Source organism: Bacillus sp. AFS059628 (assembly GCF_002571225.1).
Taxonomy (GTDB): Bacteria; Bacillota; Bacilli; order Bacillales; family Bacillaceae_G; genus Bacillus_A.
In genome coordinates this window covers 1-20,915 of the sequence record NZ_NVEC01000011.1, presented here as the reverse complement: position 1 = coordinate 20,915, position 20,915 = coordinate 1, and the positions used below count along the sequence as shown (strand labels likewise).

Annotated in this window: 23 protein-coding genes and 1 riboswitch; of the genes, 17 read left to right on the top strand and 6 right to left on the bottom strand. The window is 34.1% G+C overall.

What is annotated here, in order from left to right; all coding sequences use genetic code 11:
• The first annotated feature begins 186 nt into the window (after positions 1-186).
• The 3 genes from COL05_RS06190 (at position 187) to COL05_RS06180 (ending at position 2,249) form a co-directional block, all read left to right on the top strand.
• Positions 187-1,002, top strand: coding sequence for an alpha/beta fold hydrolase (locus tag COL05_RS06190; protein WP_098667965.1), 816 nt, complete (start codon positions 187-189; stop codon positions 1,000-1,002).
• Between the two features lie 30 nt (positions 1,003-1,032).
• On the top strand, positions 1,033-1,608 hold the full coding sequence (locus tag COL05_RS06185; protein WP_098667964.1) for a histidine phosphatase family protein: 576 nt from the start codon (positions 1,033-1,035) through the stop codon (positions 1,606-1,608).
• Positions 1,609-1,931: 323 nt separating this feature from the next.
• Positions 1,932-2,249 carry a hypothetical protein gene (locus tag COL05_RS06180; protein ID WP_098667963.1) on the top strand — a complete coding sequence of 106 codons (318 nt, stop codon included), beginning with the start codon at positions 1,932-1,934 and terminating at the stop codon, positions 2,247-2,249.
• 91 nt (positions 2,250-2,340) lie between these two features.
• Here the strand turns inward: COL05_RS06180 and COL05_RS06175 are convergent, their stop codons facing one another.
• Positions 2,341-2,979, bottom strand: coding sequence for a YczE/YyaS/YitT family protein (locus COL05_RS06175; RefSeq protein WP_098667962.1), 639 nt, complete (start codon positions 2,977-2,979; stop codon positions 2,341-2,343).
• Positions 2,980-3,172: 193 nt separating this feature from the next.
• On the opposite strand from COL05_RS06175, the gene pepT reads away from it, so the two are divergent.
• Positions 3,173-4,405, top strand: a complete 1,233-nt coding sequence (gene pepT / locus COL05_RS06170; RefSeq protein WP_098667961.1) for a peptidase T — start codon at positions 3,173-3,175, stop codon at positions 4,403-4,405.
• A 37-nt stretch (positions 4,406-4,442) separates the two neighbouring features.
• Here pepT and COL05_RS06165 read toward each other — a convergent pair whose 3' ends face one another.
• Genes COL05_RS06165 through COL05_RS06155 form a run of 3 tightly spaced genes read right to left on the bottom strand, consistent with a single transcriptional unit; the run spans position 4,443 to position 6,458 of the window.
• Positions 4,443-5,354 carry a DNA-3-methyladenine glycosylase family protein gene (locus COL05_RS06165; RefSeq protein WP_098667960.1) on the bottom strand — a complete coding sequence of 304 codons (912 nt, stop codon included), beginning with the start codon at positions 5,352-5,354 and terminating at the stop codon, positions 4,443-4,445.
• A complete protein-coding gene (locus COL05_RS06160) occupies positions 5,351-5,881 on the bottom strand; it encodes a methylated-DNA--[protein]-cysteine S-methyltransferase (protein ID WP_098667959.1) in 531 nt (176 codons plus the stop codon). Before COL05_RS06160 ends, COL05_RS06165 begins: the two co-directional genes overlap by 4 nt.
• Complete coding sequence (locus COL05_RS06155) at positions 5,862-6,458, bottom strand: bifunctional transcriptional activator/DNA repair enzyme AdaA (protein WP_098667958.1); 597 nt, start codon at positions 6,456-6,458, stop codon at positions 5,862-5,864. The genes COL05_RS06160 and COL05_RS06155 overlap by 20 nt, the downstream gene beginning before the upstream one ends.
• 154 nt (positions 6,459-6,612) lie before the next feature.
• Between COL05_RS06155 and COL05_RS06150 the strand changes: the two genes are divergently transcribed.
• The 12 genes from COL05_RS06150 to COL05_RS06095 all read left to right on the top strand — a co-directional run bounded on the left by COL05_RS06150 (position 6,613) and on the right by COL05_RS06095 (position 18,472).
• Entirely contained in the window at positions 6,613-7,371 is a 759-nt protein-coding gene (locus COL05_RS06150) for an exodeoxyribonuclease III (RefSeq protein ID WP_098667957.1), read from the top strand.
• A 286-nt stretch (positions 7,372-7,657) separates the two neighbouring features.
• Positions 7,658-8,623, top strand: a complete 966-nt coding sequence (locus COL05_RS06145) for an iron-hydroxamate ABC transporter substrate-binding protein (RefSeq protein WP_098667956.1) — start codon at positions 7,658-7,660, stop codon at positions 8,621-8,623.
• Positions 8,624-8,650: 27 nt separating this feature from the next.
• Positions 8,651-9,658, top strand: a complete 1,008-nt coding sequence (locus tag COL05_RS06140) for a FecCD family ABC transporter permease (RefSeq protein WP_098667955.1) — start codon at positions 8,651-8,653, stop codon at positions 9,656-9,658.
• On the top strand, positions 9,651-10,673 hold the full coding sequence (locus tag COL05_RS06135) for a FecCD family ABC transporter permease (protein WP_098667954.1): 1,023 nt from the start codon (positions 9,651-9,653) through the stop codon (positions 10,671-10,673). Before COL05_RS06140 ends, COL05_RS06135 begins: the two co-directional genes overlap by 8 nt.
• Before the next feature lie 14 nt (positions 10,674-10,687).
• Positions 10,688-11,509 carry an ABC transporter ATP-binding protein gene (locus tag COL05_RS06130; protein WP_098667953.1) on the top strand — a complete coding sequence of 274 codons (822 nt, stop codon included), beginning with the start codon at positions 10,688-10,690 and terminating at the stop codon, positions 11,507-11,509.
• A 16-nt stretch (positions 11,510-11,525) separates the two neighbouring features.
• Entirely contained in the window at positions 11,526-12,344 is an 819-nt protein-coding gene (locus COL05_RS06125) for an alpha/beta hydrolase (RefSeq protein ID WP_098667952.1), read from the top strand.
• A gap of 276 nt (positions 12,345-12,620) precedes the next feature.
• Positions 12,621-12,848, top strand: coding sequence for a hypothetical protein (locus tag COL05_RS06120; protein WP_000849106.1), 228 nt, complete (start codon positions 12,621-12,623; stop codon positions 12,846-12,848).
• Between the two features lie 178 nt (positions 12,849-13,026).
• A riboswitch (SAM riboswitch) is annotated at positions 13,027-13,136 on the top strand.
• 265 nt (positions 13,137-13,401) lie between these two features.
• A complete protein-coding gene (gene metQ / locus COL05_RS06115; RefSeq protein WP_098667951.1) occupies positions 13,402-14,208 on the top strand; it encodes a methionine ABC transporter substrate-binding lipoprotein MetQ in 807 nt (268 codons plus the stop codon).
• A 397-nt stretch (positions 14,209-14,605) separates the two neighbouring features.
• Positions 14,606-14,908 carry a metal-sensing transcriptional repressor gene (locus COL05_RS06110; RefSeq protein ID WP_000509876.1) on the top strand — a complete coding sequence of 101 codons (303 nt, stop codon included), beginning with the start codon at positions 14,606-14,608 and terminating at the stop codon, positions 14,906-14,908.
• A 202-nt stretch (positions 14,909-15,110) separates the two neighbouring features.
• Entirely contained in the window at positions 15,111-15,317 is a 207-nt protein-coding gene (gene copZ / locus COL05_RS06105) for a copper chaperone CopZ (RefSeq protein ID WP_098667950.1), read from the top strand.
• 95 nt (positions 15,318-15,412) lie between these two features.
• Complete coding sequence (locus tag COL05_RS06100) at positions 15,413-17,833, top strand: heavy metal translocating P-type ATPase (RefSeq protein ID WP_098667949.1); 2,421 nt, start codon at positions 15,413-15,415, stop codon at positions 17,831-17,833.
• A gap of 159 nt (positions 17,834-17,992) precedes the next feature.
• Complete coding sequence (locus COL05_RS06095) at positions 17,993-18,472, top strand: GNAT family N-acetyltransferase (protein WP_098667948.1); 480 nt, start codon at positions 17,993-17,995, stop codon at positions 18,470-18,472.
• A gap of 19 nt (positions 18,473-18,491) precedes the next feature.
• Here the strand turns inward: COL05_RS06095 and COL05_RS06090 are convergent, their stop codons facing one another.
• Together COL05_RS06090 and COL05_RS06085 are read right to left on the bottom strand one after the other, a co-directional pair.
• Positions 18,492-18,764 (bottom strand): HU family DNA-binding protein, encoded by a 273-nt coding sequence (locus COL05_RS06090; RefSeq protein ID WP_001043904.1) that lies wholly within the window; start codon positions 18,762-18,764, stop codon positions 18,492-18,494.
• A 127-nt stretch (positions 18,765-18,891) separates the two neighbouring features.
• Complete coding sequence (locus COL05_RS06085) at positions 18,892-19,707, bottom strand: formate/nitrite transporter family protein (protein ID WP_098667947.1); 816 nt, start codon at positions 19,705-19,707, stop codon at positions 18,892-18,894.
• Between the two features lie 194 nt (positions 19,708-19,901).
• Between COL05_RS06085 and COL05_RS06080 the strand changes: the two genes are divergently transcribed.
• Complete coding sequence (locus tag COL05_RS06080; RefSeq protein WP_098667946.1) at positions 19,902-20,795, top strand: metallophosphoesterase; 894 nt, start codon at positions 19,902-19,904, stop codon at positions 20,793-20,795.
• Positions 20,796-20,915: the final 120 nt, after the last annotated feature.

Below are 20,915 nucleotides of genomic sequence, written 5' to 3'. Positions count from 1 at the left end.
AGTAGGAGGAAATAAGTAAGAGGGCTTTCTTTTGAGGGGATACACTCATGGAAAGCTCTTTTATTTATAATCTGAAAAATAAAATTTGAAATTATGTTCTGAAAAAATATAAAATAAGAACATATATTCCTTTTGGTTTGAGAGGAGTGTCTGTAAAGATGAAGAGAACACTAGGGGGGCTTTTTTATGATATGCCGGATTAAGGATGCAGAAATATATTATGAAACCATTGGCGAAGGAAAACCAGTCATTATTATACATGGCTGTGCACCTGATCATAGATTAATGAAGAAATGCATGGAATCAGTATTTCAAAAATATAAAGGTCACCAAAGAATATATATTGATTTACCTGGCATGGGGAAATCGAATGCTCCAGATTGGATAAATAGTTCAGATCATATGTTAGAACTGTTACTTGCATATATTGAAAAAATTATTCCAGCCAAAAACTTTTTATTAGTAGGGGAGTCCTATGGCGGATATTTAGCTCGAGGTATACTCACAAAGCTGTTTGAAAGAGTTAATGGATTACTATTAGTATGTCCTGTTGTTGTAGCGGAGCAAGAAAAAAGGACCCGCCCGAATAAACAGGTAATTGTACAAGATAAGGAGTTTTTAAATAAGCTTACTTCAACTGATAGAGAAGAATTTTGCGAGTTAGCAGTGGTCGCGAATGAATATACATATACGAGATTTAAAGAGGAGATTAAGCCGGGACTAGATATTGCTAATTATGAATTTATTGAAAGATTGCAACAGAATTATTCTCTTACTATGAATTTGCATCATAAGAAATATGAGAAACCGGTTCTTTTATTAGCTGGAAGACAAGATATATCGGTAGGTTATCAAGATATTATAGAATTTATTGATGGTTACCCAAGAGCGACATTAGCGGTGTTAGATAAGGCAGGGCATAATTTGCAAATTGAACAGCCTGAATTGTTCGAGAGTTTAGTAGGAGAATGGATTACACGAACAAATCAGCAAAGTTTATAAAAGACGAATGAATATTTTCAAGGAGGAATTATGAATACATATATTTATATGGTTAGGCATGGTGAATCACCAAAATTAGAAGGAGATGAAAGAACACGTGGGTTAACTGAGAAGGGAAGTTTAGATGCTCATAGAGTAACTGATATATTAAAAACAGAGGGAATCGATACTTTCATTTCAAGTCCGTATAAGAGGGCTGTGTTAACGATAGAAAAAGCAGCCAATTTCTATGAAAAAGAAATAGTAATATATGAAAATCTTAAAGAGTGTATGTTTTCCAGTGGAGATCAAGTTATATCAGATAAGGAAGTGTATCCACTTGTAAAGAAGATATTCGCTAATCCGGACTTTGCACGAACCGAAGGAGAGTCATATGCGGATTGCCAAAGAAGAGTAGTGAAAGTGTTAAAAGAAATATTAATGGATTTTCAAGGGCAAAAAATTGTAATTGGTACACATGGGCTTGTCATGACATTAATAATGAATTACTTTGATAATCAATATGGATTTGAATTTTTAATACATACATCGAAGCCAGACATATATAAGTTGGAGTTTAAAGATGAGCAATTAATGAATGTAGAGAGATTATGGAAAGCGGAATAAAATTGGTTGTATGGATTTTTTTGTGAAAGTTACTTTTATAGTAAAATATTCTTATTTGAATAGAATGTATTTTTATCAACTGTTTTTAGAATGTTAAATCAATAAGTAATTATTCAGTATTTGAATAAATTATGTGGAATTTGGTTTAGGGAAACAATTTTAAATGTGACAAAATTCCAAACAATGGATTTATATTCAATTGGAGAAAAAGATGTAGAATTTTGTCTTACGGTCTCCGTTTACTTTTCATTTCATTACATATAGGCTTTGTGGTGTAAAGGGAAAAATCGCCTTTACACAAAATCTATAAGGGGGACATTGTGATGAAGAAGATTAAAAAGTTTGCGGGAGTAGCTTTAGCGGGAATGATTGGATTAAGTGGACTACTGTTTTTAGAACCAAGTGTAAGCGCTGCGGAATCACAGCAAGTGAAAGAGGAGAATTTCAATGCAATTGATGTATCGATGAATCTAAATGAATTATATGTATTAAGTGGCAGAAGCATTGATGTTCTTTCTGGAGATAAAGAAGCAATTCAGCTAAATAAATACACAATTCGTTTTAGTAAACCCGGGAAGTACGTTATTAGGGTAAATGGTTGTATTTATAACGATGTATATACTTTTATTGTGAATGAGTAGCATATATTCTTAAATTGTGAGATGAAAAAGAAACACCCTATTTGCGGTGAGAATCGTAAATAGGGTGAATTTATTTGTATTAAACTGTACTTTAAATATGTTCACTAATTTTCTTTTTGCTATGTAAAGTATGTAAAAGTGTTTGAAACATCTTAAATGATTGCTGAAAGATTGGACTTTGAATAAAGGTGTATAGAAAAGTTACGATGAAAACAGGACCTCCTAGCATAAAACCGATTACTAGTACAACACATTCTACTATAATTCTAGCATGGCTAATAGATAGTCCTGTTTTGTCGGAAATAGTAAGCATGAATCCATCGCGAGGTCCAGCACCAATCCCAGCCGCAACATACATCCCTCCCCCAATACCTGTAATGGCAATACCAGAAAATAAAATGAGGAAGTTTATCCATAAATAATTACTAGCGTTTGGAAGCATATTTGATTGTAAGAAAAAGTCCATAATAGGACCGATAAGTAGTACGTTTAAAAATGTACCCACATTTATATATTTTCGATCTACTAGTAAAGAAATGAGAACGAGACATAATCCGCATATGACACTCCATGTACCGATGCTCCATCCAAATCTTTGGTAGAGAGCCATATTTAAAACTTCCCAAGGATGTAAACCGAGAAATTTTACTTTGACTGCAAGAGCATTTCCAAGGCCAAAGAAAATTAATCCTAAGAAAAAAAGAAAATAGCGAAAGAGAGTTAGCCTCATTTTTAAAACCTCCTATATTGTATAATTATGTATATTACATGTAAGAGTTTTAATGTACAAATATTACGACTTTTTATCTGTTATTTAAAATTTTAAAAATAAAAATGAAATATATATTAGCAGTCAAAAAAATTAAAATATTTCGTCTCAAGGATTATAATAGAGAGAGAAACATAAAAGGGAGTGGATAAATTTGAAACAGGAACTTATTGAAAGATTTACGAGATATGTAAAAATTGATACACAATCAAATGAAGAAAGTCATACAGTACCAACAACACCTGGACAAATTGAATTTGGTAAGTTATTAGTGGAAGAGTTAAAAGAGATTGGGTTAACAGAAGTGACGATGGATGATAACGGGTATGTAATGGCAACACTTCCTGCTAATACGGATAAGGATGTTCCAGTAATCGGCTTTTTAGCACATTTAGATACGGCAACAGATTTTACAGGGAAAAACGTAAAACCACAAATCCATGAAAACTTTGATGGAAATGCAATTACGTTAAATAAAGAGCTAAATGTTGTGTTAACACCAGAACAGTTCCCAGAGTTACCAACTTATAAAGGGCATACAATTATTACAACTGATGGTACGACACTTCTTGGGGCAGATGATAAAGCGGGTCTTACAGAAATTATGGTTGCAATGAATTATTTAATACATAATCCGCAAATTAAACATGGGAAAATTAGAGTTGCATTTACGCCGGATGAAGAAATTGGCCGTGGACCAGCGCATTTTGATGTAGAAGCGTTTGGTGCATCATTTGCTTATACGATGGATGGCGGTCCATTAGGTGGTTTAGAGTATGAAAACTTTAATGCTGCAGGTGCAAAGTTAACGTTTAATGGAACGAATACACATCCTGGAACAGCGAAAAATAAAATGCGTAACGCAACTAAACTTGCGATGGAGTTTAACGGACATTTACCAGTAGAAGAAGCACCGGAGTATACTGAAGGATACGAAGGATTCTACCATTTACTTTCTTTAAATGGTGATGTTGAACAAAGTAAAGCATATTATATTATTCGAGATTTTGATCGTGAAAACTTTGAAGCGCGTAAAAATACCATTGAAAATATTGTGAAACAAATGCAAGAGAAATATGGACAAGATGCAGTTGTTTTAGAAATGAATGATCAATACTATAACATGCTTGAAAAAATTGAACCAGTGAGAGAAATTGTTGATATTGCATATGAGGCAATGAAAAGTTTAAATATCGAACCAAACATTCATCCGATTCGCGGTGGAACAGACGGATCACAATTATCCTATATGGGATTACCAACGCCGAATATTTTCACAGGTGGTGAAAACTATCACGGGAAGTTTGAGTATGTTTCGGTAGATGTTATGGAAAAAGCTGTTCAAGTTATTATAGAAATTGCAAGACGATTCGAAGAACAAGCTTAAAAAGGAACCAAGTAGTGCAAATGCGCTACTTGGTTTTTTAGTATAATACTCGCCACAAATAAAAAGTTGCGTAAGACTCCCAGTTGGTCCAATTTGCCGCAAAATCTTTTATTTCCTGTTTAGTCGGTTTACTTTCAGAACCTGTTATATATTTAATTGCATTGTGTAAGCCAACATCGTCAATTGGAAAAGCGGAAGAAAATCGTAAACAGCGCATTAAAACATAGTTGGCAGTCCACGGTCCTATACCATGTATAGCAGTTAATCTTTTTTCAGCTTGTTTCACGTCTTGTATTTGCAGTAAAGATTCTTTTGATAGTTTTCCTTCTGTAATTAGCTTTGCAATACCGATTAAATATTCGCACTTTCTAGTCGTCATTTTTAAGTTTATGAGATCCTCTACATGTAAATTGGCAATCGTTTCAGGAGAAGGGAATATCCAATGTTTTCTATCATTCCACTCTACATAATTTCCAAAGTGTTCGACTAATCGTCTTTTTAGTGTATAAGCATATGTGAGGTTAATTTGCTGACCGATAATTCCCCAGGAAAGTGCTTCAAATAAGTCTGGAATACCTAAAGTACGAAGACCATAAAACTGTTCAATTGGTCTTTGAAGGAGTACATCATGTTTAGCTAATGTATAAAAGGGAGTTAAATCAGTAGTTAAATCAAACCACTCTTTCACATAGTTAGCTACAGCTTTGTGTACCGATTCTTCAGATGTATATAATTCTTCTAAAAAACGTATTTGAATATGTCCATCCGTATTCATACTAATTTCAACTAAAGGATTTACATCGTGAACAGGGATAACTTTATAAATTTTGTTATCTTCAATGTGGAACATACATTCATTGTTAGAACGCGATAGATAGCGTAAATTTTCTTGAAAACTAAATTCTGTTGGAACTGTTAAAGTTAATGAGCTAGTATGTTCTGCTGTCATATACATTTTACCCGCGACTTTTCTACTGTAAGCAATTCTTTCTTCATTTCTAATCCACCTCTAAATCCGGTTAGTTTACCATTCTTTCCAATAACACGGTGGCAAGGAATCGTAATAAGAATGGGGTTAGCGGCAATAGCAGTAGCAACAGCACGTACAGCAGTAGGTTTTTGTATTCTTTTGGCAATTTCTGAATAAGAATATGTCTTCCCATAAGGAATTTCACGTACCGCATTCCAAACAGATAATTGAAAGTCAGTTCCGTAAGCATCGATAGGGAATGTAAAAGTTTCTCGCTTACTTTCTAAATACTGGATAACTTCTTTCGTATATGTTTGTAGATAATCTGGATTACAGGTTAATATATGTCGTGGCAATTTTTTTCTAGCCCATGCATTTAATTCTTCTAAGCTTTCGTCTTGAGATCCAATGAAACATAGTCCATTTTCAGTTGCAGCAATATGAAATTGCCAATTCTTATGTGTAAGTAGCATCCAATATATAAATTTATTTTTGTAGGAATTCATTATTGTATCCCTCTTTCATTTCGTTCTTTTTTCGATATTCAGTAGGCGTAAATCCGGTTTTCTTTTTAAATAAAGTTGCAAAATACTCGGGATTTTCTACTCCGATAGCAGTACTAATTTCTTTAATGGATTGATTTGTTTGTAATAGCTGTTCTGCCGCTTTAACAATCCGGAATTGTTGTATATATTCTATTGGGCTTATTCCTGTCATTTTTTTGAAAGTACGTTGTAAATGAAATGGGCTACCATGGCACATTTCAGCAAGTATGTCGAGAGTTAATAACTCATCAAAGTGTTTCTCGATATAATCTTTAATTTGTTCTACCCACTCTTCATTAGGTAAAGTGATTCCGTTTGGCTTACAACGTTTGCACGGGCGAAAGTTTTCGCTTAATGCTTGCTCTGCATGATGAAAAATTCGTACATTGTTTCTATTCGGTATTCTTGATTTGCATGACGGCCTGCAAAAGATTCCGGTTGATTTCACAGCATAAAAGAATTTGCTATCATAGGAAGAATCATTAAGAATAATTGCTTGCCAATGCTCATTTGTTAACATAACTTCTTCATTTTGCAAAGAACATCACCTCTGAAATTAGTATAACCTGAATAAAGTACGTATGTATGTATTCACAAATGTAAGAGCAAGATTACAAAGGTGAAAATATGATTGTTTTTCTATTTTGTGATAGCATGAAATTTGGAAATAAACATCAAGAGGAGGACTATAAGTGAAGTTAATTTCATGGAATGTAAATGGTTTGCGAGCAGTTATCGCAAAAGGTGGATTTTTAGAATATCTTGAGGAATCCAATGCTGATATATTTTGTTTACAAGAGATTAAATTACAAGATGGGCAAATTGATTTAAAGCTAGAAGGATATTATACATACTGGAATTATGCTGTGAAAAAAGGCTATTCAGGAACGGCTATTTTCACGAAAAAAGAACCACTTTCTGTTACATGCGGTTTAGGTATTGAAGAGCATGATCAAGAAGGACGAGTTATTACTTTAGAGTTCGAAGATTTTTATATGATAACGTTATATACGCCAAATTCAAAACGTGGATTAGAACGATTAGATTACAGAATGGAATGGGAAGATGATTTCAGGGCTTATATTAAGCAATTAGATGAAAAAAAACCTGTTGTTTTTTGCGGTGATTTAAACGTCGCTCATAAAGAAATCGATTTAAAAAATCCAAAAAGTAATCGTAAAAATCCTGGATTCTCTGATGAGGAACGAGAGAAATTTACACGTATTTTAGAAGAAGGATTTATTGATACGTATCGTTATCTGTATCCTGATCAGGAAGGCGCATACTCATGGTGGTCGTATCGTATGGGAGCGAGAGGAAAAAATATTGGATGGCGTTTAGATTATTTTGTTGTTTCTGAAAGAATGAAAGACCGAATAACAGAGGCGAAAATTAATAGTGAAGTGATGGGATCAGACCATTGCCCAGTTGAATTACATATAAATTTCTAAAAAAAGAAGTATCTCCCTAACATTAGGCGGGTACTTCTTTTTTTATTCAGTTTGTTAAAATTTTTCAAATCTTTCTTGAAATAATTGCATATTAAATATATACTTAGTAACGATAATCATTATCATTGAAAAAGGTTATCAATGGATGAGGTGTAAAAGAATTATAGTTTAGGGGAAGTGAACGAGAATGAGTTCTGGATAGGATTATTAATCTAATGAAATATATATGTAAGACAAGTTTCATATAGTTAAACTTTATTAAAAATTCGAGAGGAGTTATATAAATATGAATAAGAAGTTATTTACATTAGGGATGGTTACAGTTTTAAGTGTAGGGCTAGCAGCATGCAATAGTGCGGATAAAACTTCAGGAGAGCAAAAGCAACAGACAAAAGCTACGGAAACGAAAAAAGACGAAAAAAGAAAAATTACTTATTTAGGTAAAGAATATACAGTGCCAGCAAAAGTAGATAAAATTGCGACAGCTAGTTTAGAGTCAATGGAAGATGCAGCAGTACTTGGTATTAAGCCAGTCGGTGCTATTACTGTAGGTGGTAAATTACCGAAGTATCTTGAGAAAGACTTAGAGGGTGCGAAATCTGTTGGTGAGAAAATGCAACCGAATTTCGAAACATTACTTCAATTAAAACCAGATGTTATTACATCAAGTACGAAATTCCCAGCAGAAACAGCTGAAAAGTTTACGAAAGTAGCTCCTACATTCCCGGTATCACACGTTTCAACAAATTGGGAAGATAACTTAAAGTTAATGGGAGAATTAACTGGTAAAAAGGATAAAGCAGAAAAAATTATTAAAGATTATAATGCAGATGCTGAAAAAGCAAAAGCAAAACTAGGAGATAAGTTAAAAGACAAAAAAGTTCTTGTTATTAGACTAAGGGCAAACGAATTATTCCTATATCCAGAAGGAGTATACTTCAATCCTGTAATTTATAAGGATCTTGGATTAACTGCCCCAGAACAACTTAAATCTGTAAAAGCACAAGAGAAAATTTCGTTTGAAAAACTTGCTGAACTTAACCCGGATTATATTTTCTTACAATATGAGACAACTGAAAATAAAAATCCGAAAGTGTTAGAAGAAATTGAAAACAATCCAATTTGGCAAAGTATGAATGCTGCGAAAGAAAAGAAAGTATTTGTAAACGTTGTAGACCCAATGGCACAAGGTGGTACAGCTTGGAGTAAAACAGCATTCTTAAAAGAAGCAGTGAAAAATTTATCTAAATAATACAATAAGTAAGGTGCGTTGAATGATATGCAGAAAACAAATGCAGTACCAGTGACTATATTATGTATAGCACCCATACTCATCTTGTTTACAGTTATACTTTCTATTTTGTATGGGGCTAAAAGTATTGATGCTGAAACAGTGTGGAACGCATTATTTCATTTTGATTCAAGTGATGTAAATCATAATATTATTACTACTTCACGTTTACCAAGGGTAGTTGCAGCTCTTTTAGTCGGAGCATTTCTAGCCATATCAGGAGCACTTATGCAGGGGATGACAAGAAACTATCTTGCATCCCCTTCTATTATGGGTGTGACAGATGGGGCAGCCTTTGTTATTACACTTTGTATGATTGTTCTTCCGGGCATGTCATCCGTTGGTATGGTTTTATGTTCAATGATTGGTTCTGCACTAGGAGCAGGTATCGTGTTTGGTTTTGGTTCACTCCTCCAAAATGGTTTATCACCAGTTAGGTTAGCAATTATCGGAACAGTTATCGGAACATTTTTAAGTAGTGTATCGGCTGCAATGGCTTCGTATTTTCAAATCTCTCAAAATGTTAGTTTTTGGTTTAATGCAAAGTTAGACCAAGTGGATCCGAATATTATTAAAATTACGATACCGTTTGGGATAATTGGTATAGTTTTAGCACTGTTAGTATCAAAATCTATTACGATTCTTTCTTTAGGAGAAGAAGTGTCTATTAATTTAGGGCAGCGTACAAAACTAGTTAAAGCGATGGCTATTTTATCAGTTATTTTCTTAACAGGAACGGCAGTTGCTTTAGTGGGGAAAGTTGGTTTTGTAGGTTTAATTATTCCGCACATTACCCGCTTTATAATTGGAGTAGATTATAAATGGATATTGCCATGTGCAGGCGTTATTGGTGGGGTTTTCTTAGCGTTATGTGATGTTTTAAGTAGATTTGTAAATTATCCATTTGAAACGCCAATTGGAGTCGTAACATCTTTAATTGGAATTCCTTTCTTCCTTTATTTAATCCGTACAAGAGGAGGAGAGAGACATGCTTAAAAGTTCAAGCCAACGTTTTGGAATGACGATGGGGATTATTTTATTTTTAATACTATGTGCTATTTATATTAGTTTAACGAATGGTACGTTTGATATTACGATTACAGATGTATGTAAAACACTCTTTAGAATAGATCCAGTACCAGACCATGATTTAGTTATTTTTGAGTTTCGTCTTCCGCGCATTGTAATCGCTGGATTAGTAGGATTAGGCTTAGGTGTTGCAGGTGCTGTAATTCAAGGAATTACGAGAAACGGACTGGCAGACCCAGGTATTTTAGGAGTAAATGCCGGAGCAGGAACAGCAATCGTCATCTTTATGTTTTTCTTTCAAGGACAATTAAAGAGCACAGACTGGGTTTCTATTATGATGATGCCAATGTTTGGTTTAGTCGGCGGATTAGGTGCAGCTATCATCATTTATCTATTTTCTTGGAAAAACGGTAAGTTAGATTCGCAGCGTCTTTTATTAACAGGGATTGCAATTGGATCAGGATTTGGAGCATTTTCTATGTACCTATCACTCAAAATGAAGTCAACTGATTTCGAGATGGCTGCAGTTTGGGTGTCGGGAAGTATATATAATGCAAACTGGAAGTATATTATTGCAATGTTGCCGTGGCTTATCATATTAATTCCGCTTATACAAAAGAAGGCTTATTTATTAGATTTATTTCAATTGGAAGAAACGAGTATTACAAGTTTAGGAGTTTCAGTAGAAAGAGAGAAATCTATTTTACTATTAAGTAGTATCGGACTTGTGAGCGCTTGTGTTGCAGTTTCAGGAAGTATCGGTTTCATTGGACTAATGGCACCGCATATAGCGAAAAGACTTGTCGGTATTCAGCATAAGCATATTATTCCTACGTGCGGGGTAATCGGAATGTTCCTTGTAATTGCTTCAGACTTTATTGCAAAAACAGTTTTCATACCTGTAGAGTTACCAGTTGGAATCGTTATTTCTATTGTCGGTGTACCGTATTTCTTATATTTACTTTATAAGGCGAAAGCGTAAGAGGAGGAATAAAAGTGAGTATTTTAAGTGCAAAAAATTTAGAAACGAGTTATGAAAAACTTACAGTGTTTCGCGATTTAAATGTGGAAATACAAGAAGGAAAAGTAACGACAATTATAGGACCAAACGGGTGCGGTAAATCGACATTGTTAAAAACAATGGGAAGAATTTTAAAACAAAAGAGCGGTAAAGTCTATTTACAAGGACAGGATTTAAATACAATTCCAACGAAAGAAATTGCGAAGCAGCTAGCTTTACTTCCGCAAACCCCAATTGCGCCAGGAGAGCTGAAAGTAGAAGAATTAATTTCTTATGGACGCTATCCCCATCGAAATAACGTAAATAAGTTAACTTCAAAAGATAAAGAGATGATTGATTGGGCCTTAGATATAACGAAAACATCTGAATTTAGAACGAGACAAATAGCAAATCTATCTGGTGGTCAAAGGCAAAAGGTATGGTTAGCGATGGCTTTAGCACAAGAGACAGAAGTGTTACTACTAGATGAACCAACAACATATCTTGATATGTCTCATCAATTAGATGTATTACAAATTGTCGAGAGGTTAAATAAAGAACATAACTGTACGGTCGTAATGGTACTACACGATATTAACCATGCAGCAAGGTTTTCAGATGAGATTATTGCAATGAAGGAAGGGGAAATCGTTACAACTGGCATCCCAGAAGAAATCATTACAAATGAAGTGTTAAAAGAAGTATTTCATATTGATGCGCGTGTCATGATTGATCCGTATAATGGGTCTCCTGTTTGTTTTGGATACGATAGCGTTGCACTTCAAGAAGAGAAAGTTGAAATATATGTAACGAGTTAAAAAGGGGGGATATAAGATGAATACTACGATTGAAAAACAGCAGATTATAACATCTAATACGGAACAGTGGAAAATGTATTCGAAAATAGAAAGTAAGGAATATCAGATTTATATTTCAAAACCGAGGCAGCCAGCACCAGAGTCAGGCTATCCTGTTATATACGTATTAGATGGCAATGCCTTTTTTCAAACATTCCATGAAGCGGTTAAAATACAATCAGTTAGAGCAGAAAAAACAGGTGTTTCACCAGCCATTATAGTAGGTATTGGTTATCCAATTGAAGGGGCATTTTCAGGTGAAGAGAGATGCTATGATTTTACGCCTAGCGTAATTTCAAAAGATGCGCCTTTAAAACCAGACGGTAAACCGTGGCCTAAAACAGGAGGAGCACATAATTTCTTTACTTTTATTAAAGAAGAATTAAAGCCGCAGATTGAAAAGAATTATGAGATTGATATAAGAAAACAAACGTTATTTGGGCATTCACTAGGTGGTTTATTTGCTTTACATATACTATTCACAAACGTAAATGCTTTTCAAAATTATTTTATTAGTAGTCCGTCTATTTGGTGGAATAATCAATCTGTTCTTGAAAAAGAAGAGAATTTTATAAATGAATTAAACAGTGCCAAGTTTGAAACGGGAGTGTTCCTTACCGTTGGATCATTAGAACGAGAGCATATGGTTGTAGGGGCAAACGAATTATCAGAGCGCCTTTTCCAAGTGAAACATGATCAGTTTAGATTTACGTTTTATGAAGCTGAAGGGGAGAATCACGCGTCTGTTGTGCCGACTTCTTTAAGTAAAGGGTTAAGATTTATTAGTCACGTATAATTTGGAATGATTGTCTAATAAAATGCAAACGAAAGGCTATGGGGAAATTCTCCATAGCCTTTCGTTTGTTCAAGTAGAATTGTCCTTTTTGAAAGTTTTGTTTCAACTTTTCGTCTAAAGAGACAAAAAGTTGTCACAATTCGGTCACAATTAGCATAAACATAAAATAGACGAAATGAACTTATTTTCAAAAAGGCTTAGTTCATTCCATTTATGATTAGTGAAGCTAAAAAGAACGGATTAAAAGTTCACTATATTCTCAAGGAGGTAGATCGTATGAAAACTATTCTTGCTATCGCTGGGCTTATTTGGGTTTTATCACATGGCATTCCAATCTATGAGGGAGAACAAATTCGCAGTGCTCTAAATAAAAATTTTAATGAATATCACGTTATTGATCGGCAAGATAATGTTGTGACAGTTCGTGTAAATGACTGTTTTCATACGGTAACCGTTGAAGGCACTTCAGTAGTGAATGATACAAAAGTATGTGATCAGCAATAATTATATATAGGAAGAAAGAGGTCTCAATTTATACGTGTGAATTGAGACTTTTATATTTGTGATTGAAGTTTTTTTCATAAACAATTATTGACATAACGAGTTTATGTTGATAAAATTCAATTCATAAAATATAGATAATTTAATAGATTTTGAATCAGATGAAAATTAAATCTGATTTCTCTTATCCAGAGAGGTGGAGGGACTGTGCCCTGTGAAACCCAGCAACCATCAATTTTTACATTGAAATGGTGCTAATTCCTGCAAAGCAAATGCTTTGAGAGATGAGAGAAAGGGATAGTATCGATATATGCATACAAACCTTTCTGCTCATTCTAAGGGCAGAAAGGTTTTTTTATTGTTCTCGACTGTGAGTAAAGACTATTCTGAGGGAAAATAGAGAGATTTATACAGTCCGTGTGCAGGAGGAATAACGATGTGAAAATCAATGAACCAATTTGTGCATGTCCTAGTGTTGTTCTAATAAAATGGATTATTGATTTGTTACAGCGTGAATTAATAAATAAATACATAAAAGAAGAAGGGTGTTTACAACATGAAAAAACTATTACTATCAGGACTTATTACAACGACAATTTTTGGTTTAGCTGCTTGTGGAGGAAAAAGTGAAGATAAGCTTGTTGTTGGTGCTTCTAATGTACCTCATGCAGTTATTTTGGAAAAAGCAAAACCATTACTTGAGAAAAAAGGTGTAGAACTAGAAATTAAAAAATTCCAAGACTACGTATTACCAAATAAATCATTGGCGAATAAAGAATTAGATGCAAACTATTTCCAAGGTATCCCGTACTTAGAGAAAGAAATGAAAGACAAAAAATATGATTTTGAAGTAGCTGGAAAAATACATATTGAACCAATCGGTTTATATTCTCAAAAATATAAAAATCTAAAAGAGCTTCCAGATGGTGCAACAATTATTATGAGTAATGCAATTACTGATCATGGACGTGGTTTAGCAATTTTACAAAAAGAAGGTATTTTAAAAATTAAAGATGGTATAGATCCTGTAAAAGCAACCGTAAAAGATATTGCAGATAATCCGAAAAATTTGAAATTCAAAACAGACATCGAGCCTGGTTTATTAACACAAATGTATAAAAATAAAGAAGGTGATGCTATTTTAATTAATGCTAACTATGCAATTGATGCAAAGTTAAATCCAAGAAAAGATGCAATTGCGCTTGAAGGTAAGGATTCTCCATATGTAAACGTAGTTGCAGTTCGTAAAGGTGACAAAGATAAGAAAGAAATTAAAGCACTTGTAGAAGTATTGCATTCGAAAGAAATTGAAGATTTTATTAATAAGGAATATAACGGTGCAGTTATTCCTGTAAAAGAATAATTTTGAAAACTAAGGAATTGTACTCTTTACAACTACGTATTTTATAACTGATGAAAATTAATTATTTTATTAAGGGCTACTAAGGTAGCCCTTTTATATTTGCAACGAGAAATTGTTAGGGAATGTACATTAATGGAGGCTTTAGTTGAAGAACATAGCACAAAAGTGATTAAACATTTTACTTTATTAAGTTCTGATGGAGAATGTAATGTTTTTTTGAAAAAGGAAAGGGTATCATGAAAATTGAGACTGAGAAGCTAATAAATTGTTAAGAATAAGCTTAGAGCGGAAATATACTCATATGGGGTATCATACATAGATAATTAATGCTATAATTGGTATACTCGTAAAAGCAATTGTTTTATTGGATGAAGAGAAACTTTAAGAAGGTGATAATATGGGTCATAAAGAGCATGAAGCGGTAACACATAGATCAGAAAAAGAAAAAGAACAAATTATAAATAGATTAAAGAGAATTGAAGGACAGGTCCGCGGTATTCAAAATATGATTGAAAATGATCGCTATTGTGTGGATATTTTAGTGCAAATTTCAGCGATTAATGCAGCGATGAAAAAAGTAGGAATGGGTGTATTAAAAAACCATACAAGTCATTGTGTTTCAGGCGCTATTAAAGATGGCAATGGTGACGAAGCGATTGAAGAATTAATGACTGTATTTGAACGTTTTTCAAAAGCGTAAAACAAGCTAGTATGTAACTGGCTTGTTTTTTTGTTTACTTTCATATAAGGTTTCGGGGTATTGATGTGAAAAAGTGTATGTAAAATAAACTTTTAGAAAATAATTGAAAAATCATGATACAAAACCATTGATTACCTTAGGGGGGTATGGTAAGATGTAATTGTGATTAAGAAACAATGAAGAAACAAGAGGAGGATTTTAAATGGAACAGTTAACATTAAAAGTTGAAGGTATGTCTTGTGGACATTGTGTAAATGCTATCGAAAGCAGTGTGAAAGAGCTAAGCGGTGTTGAACAAGTGAAAGTTCAATTAGCAGAAGGAACTGTTGAAGTTACTATCGACTCATCAGTTGTAACGTTAAAAGATATCGTTGCTGTAATTGAAGATCAAGGATACGATGTTCAATAATTATTTTTAAATATGGAAATAAATCGTACTTTATAGGAAGTACGATTTATTTTGCTAATAATTATACCTCATAAGGGTATATAGAGGTGAGAGACATGAATGAACAGAAAGAGGTCAATCTTCAAATATCAGGAATGACATGTGCCGCATGTGCGAATAGAATTGAAAAAGGCTTGAAAAAAGTAGAAGGTGTTCATGATGCAAATGTAAATTTTGCACTTGAAAAAACAAAAATAATGTATGATCCTCAAAAAACAAATCCGCAACAATTTAAGGAAAAAGTTGAATCGTTAGGATATGGAATTGTAAGTGATAAGGCTGAGTTTACTGTTTCAGGGATGACATGCGCAGCATGTGCGAATAGAGTAGAAAAGCGTTTAAATAAGTTAGAAGGTGTGAACGGAGCGACAGTAAATTTCGCTTTGGAATCGGCTACAGTAGATTTTAATCCTGATGAAATTAATGTAACTGAAATGAAGAGTGCGATTACGAAATTAGGATATAAATTAGAAGTGAAATCAGATGAGCAGGATGGATCAACTGATCATCGCTTACAGGAAATTGAGCGACAGAAAAAGAAATTTATCATTTCGTTTATTTTATCATTCCCGTTATTGTGGGCAATGGTAAGTCATTTCTCATTTACATCGTTTATTTATTTACCTGATGTGCTTATGAACCCTTGGGTGCAGCTAGCTCTTGCAACGCCAGTTCAATTTATCATTGGTGGACAGTTTTATGTTGGGGCTTATAAAGCGTTACGTAATAAAAGCGCCAATATGGATGTTCTCGTGGCACTTGGAACGTCTGCGGCATATTTCTACAGTGTGTATTTAAGTATTAGGTCGATTGGTTCTTCGGAACATATGACAGACTTGTATTTTGAAACGAGTGCAGTACTTATTACACTAATTATTTTAGGTAAATTATTTGAAGCGAAAGCAAAGGGACGTTCATCAGAAGCAATTAAAAAGTTGATGGGTTTACAAGCAAAGACAGCTACAGTTGTGCGAGATGGAACAGAAATGAAAATATTAATTGAAGAAGTAGTAGCTGGTGATATCGTTTATGTAAAGCCTGGTGAAAAAATTCCGGTAGATGGGGAAATTGTAGAAGGAAAGTCAGCAATAGATGAATCGATGTTAACAGGTGAAAGCATTCCAGTTGATAAAACAATTGGGGATGTAGTAATCGGTTCTACAATGAATAAAAATGGATTTTTGAAAGTGAAAGCAACTAAGGTAGGAAGAGATACTGCATTAGCTCAAATTATTAAAGTAGTAGAAGAGGCTCAAGGTTCAAAAGCTCCTATTCAAAGGGTAGCAGATCAAATTTCAGGTATTTTCGTACCTGTTGTAGTTGTGATTGCTATTATCACATTTGCAGTGTGGATGATATTTGTTACACCAGGTGATTTTGGCGGAGCACTTGAGAAAATGATAGCCGTACTTGTTATTGCTTGTCCGTGTGCATTAGGTCTTGCAACACCTACGTCTATTATGGCGGGATCAGGAAGGTCGGCTGAGTATGGCATTTTATTTAAAGGTGGAGAGCATTTAGAAGCAACGCATCGATTAGATACAGTTATTCTAGATAAAACAGGTACTGTGACAAATGGGAAACCGGTGTTAACAGATGTAATGGTAGCAGATGGATTCCATGAAGCAGAGATACTACGTTTAGTAGGTGCGGCAGAAAAAAATTCTGAACACCCACTTGCAGAAGCAATTGTAGAAGGAATTAAAGAAAAGAAAATTGATATCCCAAGCTCAGAAACGTTTGAAGCGATTCCGGGATTCGGTATCGAATCCGTTGTAGAAGGGAAACAATTATTAATTGGTACACGTCGATTAATGAAGAAATTCGATATTAATATTGAAGAAGTTTCTAAATCGATGGAAGCGCTAGAACGAGAAGGAAAAACAGCGATGCTTATTGCGATCAATAAAGAATATGCTGGTATAGTGGCCGTTGCAGATACTGTAAAAGATACTTCAAAAGCAGCTATCGCAAGACTTAAGAAAATGGGTCTAGACGTTGTTATGATTACAGGAGATAATACACAAACTGCTCAGGCAATTGCGGGGCAAGTTGGTATTGATCACGTAATTGCAGAAGTATTACCAGAAGGAAAAGCAGAAGAAGTGAAAAAACTCCAAGCACAAGGTAAGAAAGTAGCAATGGTTGGAGATGGAATAAATGATGCTCCTGCTCTTGCTACGGCGGATATCGGTATGGCAATTGGAACAGGTACGGATGTAGCGATGGAAGCGGCAGACATTACGTTAATCCGTGGTGATTTAAATAGTATTGCTGATGCAATCTTTATGAGTAAGATGACGATAAGAAATATTAAGCAAAATTTATTCTGGGCACTAGCTTATAACGGCTTAGGCATCCCGATTGCAGCGTTCGGTTTCTTAGCGCCTTGGGTTGCAGGGGCGGCTATGGCATTTAGTTCTGTATCGGTCGTATTAAATGCATTACGATTGCAAAGAGTGAAATTAAAAAAATAAAAATCTATAGAGTAATTGCATAGGCTTTTAGACAAAAACAATACTTTGAAATAAGTATTGTTTTTGTCTATATAGAAAGAAAAAAGATATAATAAAGAAGAAATATTGAATACTAGATGGTAGACAAGTTAAATGATAGTGTAGTAAGGAGGTTCATATATGTTAAAAGGTGCGATCATTAGAACATTCCATAAAGAGGATTTAGAACAAGTATTACAGTTGTTCTATGAAACAGTTCATACAATTAATGCAAAAGATTATAACGTATTACAGCTACAGGCATGGGCACCAGAGCGACTAGATAGAGAAAGTTGGTTACATTCTTTAGAAAAGAATATTAGTTATGTAGCGGATCATAACGGTGTGATAGTGGGATTTGGCGATTATAATAATGATCATTACGTAGATCGTTTATTTACACATAAAGAGTATCAAGGGAAAAGGATAGCTTCATACATACTACAGAAGTTAGAAAAAGAAGCAGTGAACTTGGGGCATAGGGAAATATATACAGAAGCGAGTATTACAGCAAAATCTTTCTTTGAAAGGAAAGGTTTTATTTGCATAAAGGAACAAAAGAAACAGCATAACGGTCAGATTTTTATTAATTATGTAATGAAAAAAATAGCCCTCTCTTAAACGAGAAGGCTATTTTTCATTATTTTACAGCTTCTTTTAGTTCTTTACCAGCTTTGAAAGCAGGTACTTTAGAAGCTGCGATTTGCATTTCTTCACCAGTTTGTGGGTTACGGCCTGTACGAGCAGCTCTTTCGCGAACTTCGAATGTACCGAATCCGATAAGTTGTACTTTTTCACCAGCAGCTAAAGTGTTAGTGATTGATTCTACTACAGTTTGTACAACTACAGTAGCTTCTTTTTGAGAAATCTCAGCATTTTGTGCTACGTTTTTAATTAATTCTGTTTTGTTCATGTTTTTCACCTCATATGTAAATAATGCTATTTAAGTTGTTATTATAACGTATAAAGCATTCGAGAACAAGTGTACGTACATATATTCGTAAAAAAAATGAAATTTGTAATACTTTTTAGAGCCACTGTTAAGCGGATACAGATTTTTTCTTTAATTCGGTTTGCTCTTTATTGGAAGGCAGTTTTTTATTATAAGATATGAAATAAGGTAATGCTACAAATAACATACCTCCTACTAAGTTTCCGAAGAAAACAAAAATGAAGTTTGGAAAATATTCGATCCAAGTTAAATGACCAGCAAAAATTGCAGCTGGAATGACAAACATATTAGCTACAACGTGTTGAAATCCAATCGCAACAAAAGTCATAACTGGGAACCAAATACCGATAATCTTTCCGATAAATTCTTTACTTCCCATACTAAGCCAAACAGCTAAACAAACGAGCCAATTACATCCGATTGCAGAAATAAAGGCTTGTAGTGGTGTATCTTGAAGTTTAGCTTGCGCAATAGAAACTGTTTTCGCTAAAAAAGCGCCCTCTGTTAATCCGACGATATGACCGAAAAAATAAGCCACGAATACAGCACCTATGAAGTTGCTAAACGTAACAATAATTAAATTTCGTATGAAATGAAATAGATTAATTTTCTTTTGGATCCAAGCCATAGAAACTGTCATCATGTTACCAGTTACTAGTTCACCGCCTGCAAGAATAACGAGTATAAGACCGATAGGGAATACAGCGGCACCTAGAAAGCTAGTAAATGATCCCCAAGACTTTGGCATTGTTCCAATAACATGAATATCGAGTAAATACCCTAATGCTATGAAAGCACCACCAAAAAAGCCGAGAATTAACATAGGGAGTAATGATAAATAAGCCTTTTTTCTTCCGGAATTCGCAGCAAGTTCCGTAATTTCTTCTGGTATAAATACAGACATGAATAACCTCTCCTTAATAAAATGATAGAATAAATAGAAGGAACATTTCTAAGAATCTATGTATTATAAAAACATGTTATGACTTCTGTATAAATTTGTCAAAGTGAGTAGGGTGAAATTGGATATAACAACATTGTTTATGTTGTCACACTAATGTAACAATAAGGCTTTAAAGTACTTCTAGAGGTGAGAACATGAATACGCATCATGTAAAAAAAGAACAAAAAAAATCAAGCGTCAAGATATTTATACTTAGTTTCATAAGTATAGTAATGATTTCACTCAGTTTGTATTTCTATGCGACAGAAATAGAGCGAAAGTTAGTAACAGTTACGTGGAATGAGATAGAAGCTTCTACAATTCCTAAGGAGTTTAATAATAAGAAGATATTACAATTCTCAGATGTGCATTTAGGGCCAAAATTTACATTGAAACAACTAGAAAATTTGGTAGAGAAGATGAATGCGTTACATCCAGATATAGTAGTTTTTACAGGGGATTTAATAGATAAGTTTGGATCGTATAAAGCCGAAAGAGAAGAGGCAAAAGGTATTTTACAGAAAATACATGCGCCATTAGGGAAATATGCAGTGTTTGGGAATCATGATAGGGGCGGGGGAGGTAGTTTATTTTATAAAAAGTATATGGAGGAAGCTGGTTTCTCTGTGTTAGTAAATGAAGTGCAGAAAATTAAAGCGGAAAATGGCAAATATATTACAATATCAGGTTTGGATGATTTTTTATTAGGGAAGCCGCAAATAGACACGACTTTAAAACAAGTAAGGCAACAAGATTTCAATATGCTCTTAGTACATGAGCCGGATGTTGTAGACAAAGTAGCTCGTTACCCAGTTGATTTTCAAATGTCAGGACATAGTCATGGAGGACAAGTTCAAATTCCTTTTATAGGTCCATTAATTACGACAAAACTAGCTGAAAGTCATGTGGAGGGTATGTATGAATTAGAAGGGAAGAATAAGCTGTTACATTTATACGTAAATCGTGGTATTGGGACAACCCGAATGCCTGTTAGATTTTGGAGTGTACCTGAACTTTCAGTATTTGTATTGAAGCAAAATAGTAACTAGACTACTTTAGATTAGTAGGAGGGCTTTCAAAGAAAGTCAGAGTGATGGAAAACCTTTAGGGGTTCCCATCACTCTGAATAAAAAACAACAATAGGTTACATAACCTATTGTTGTTTTTTA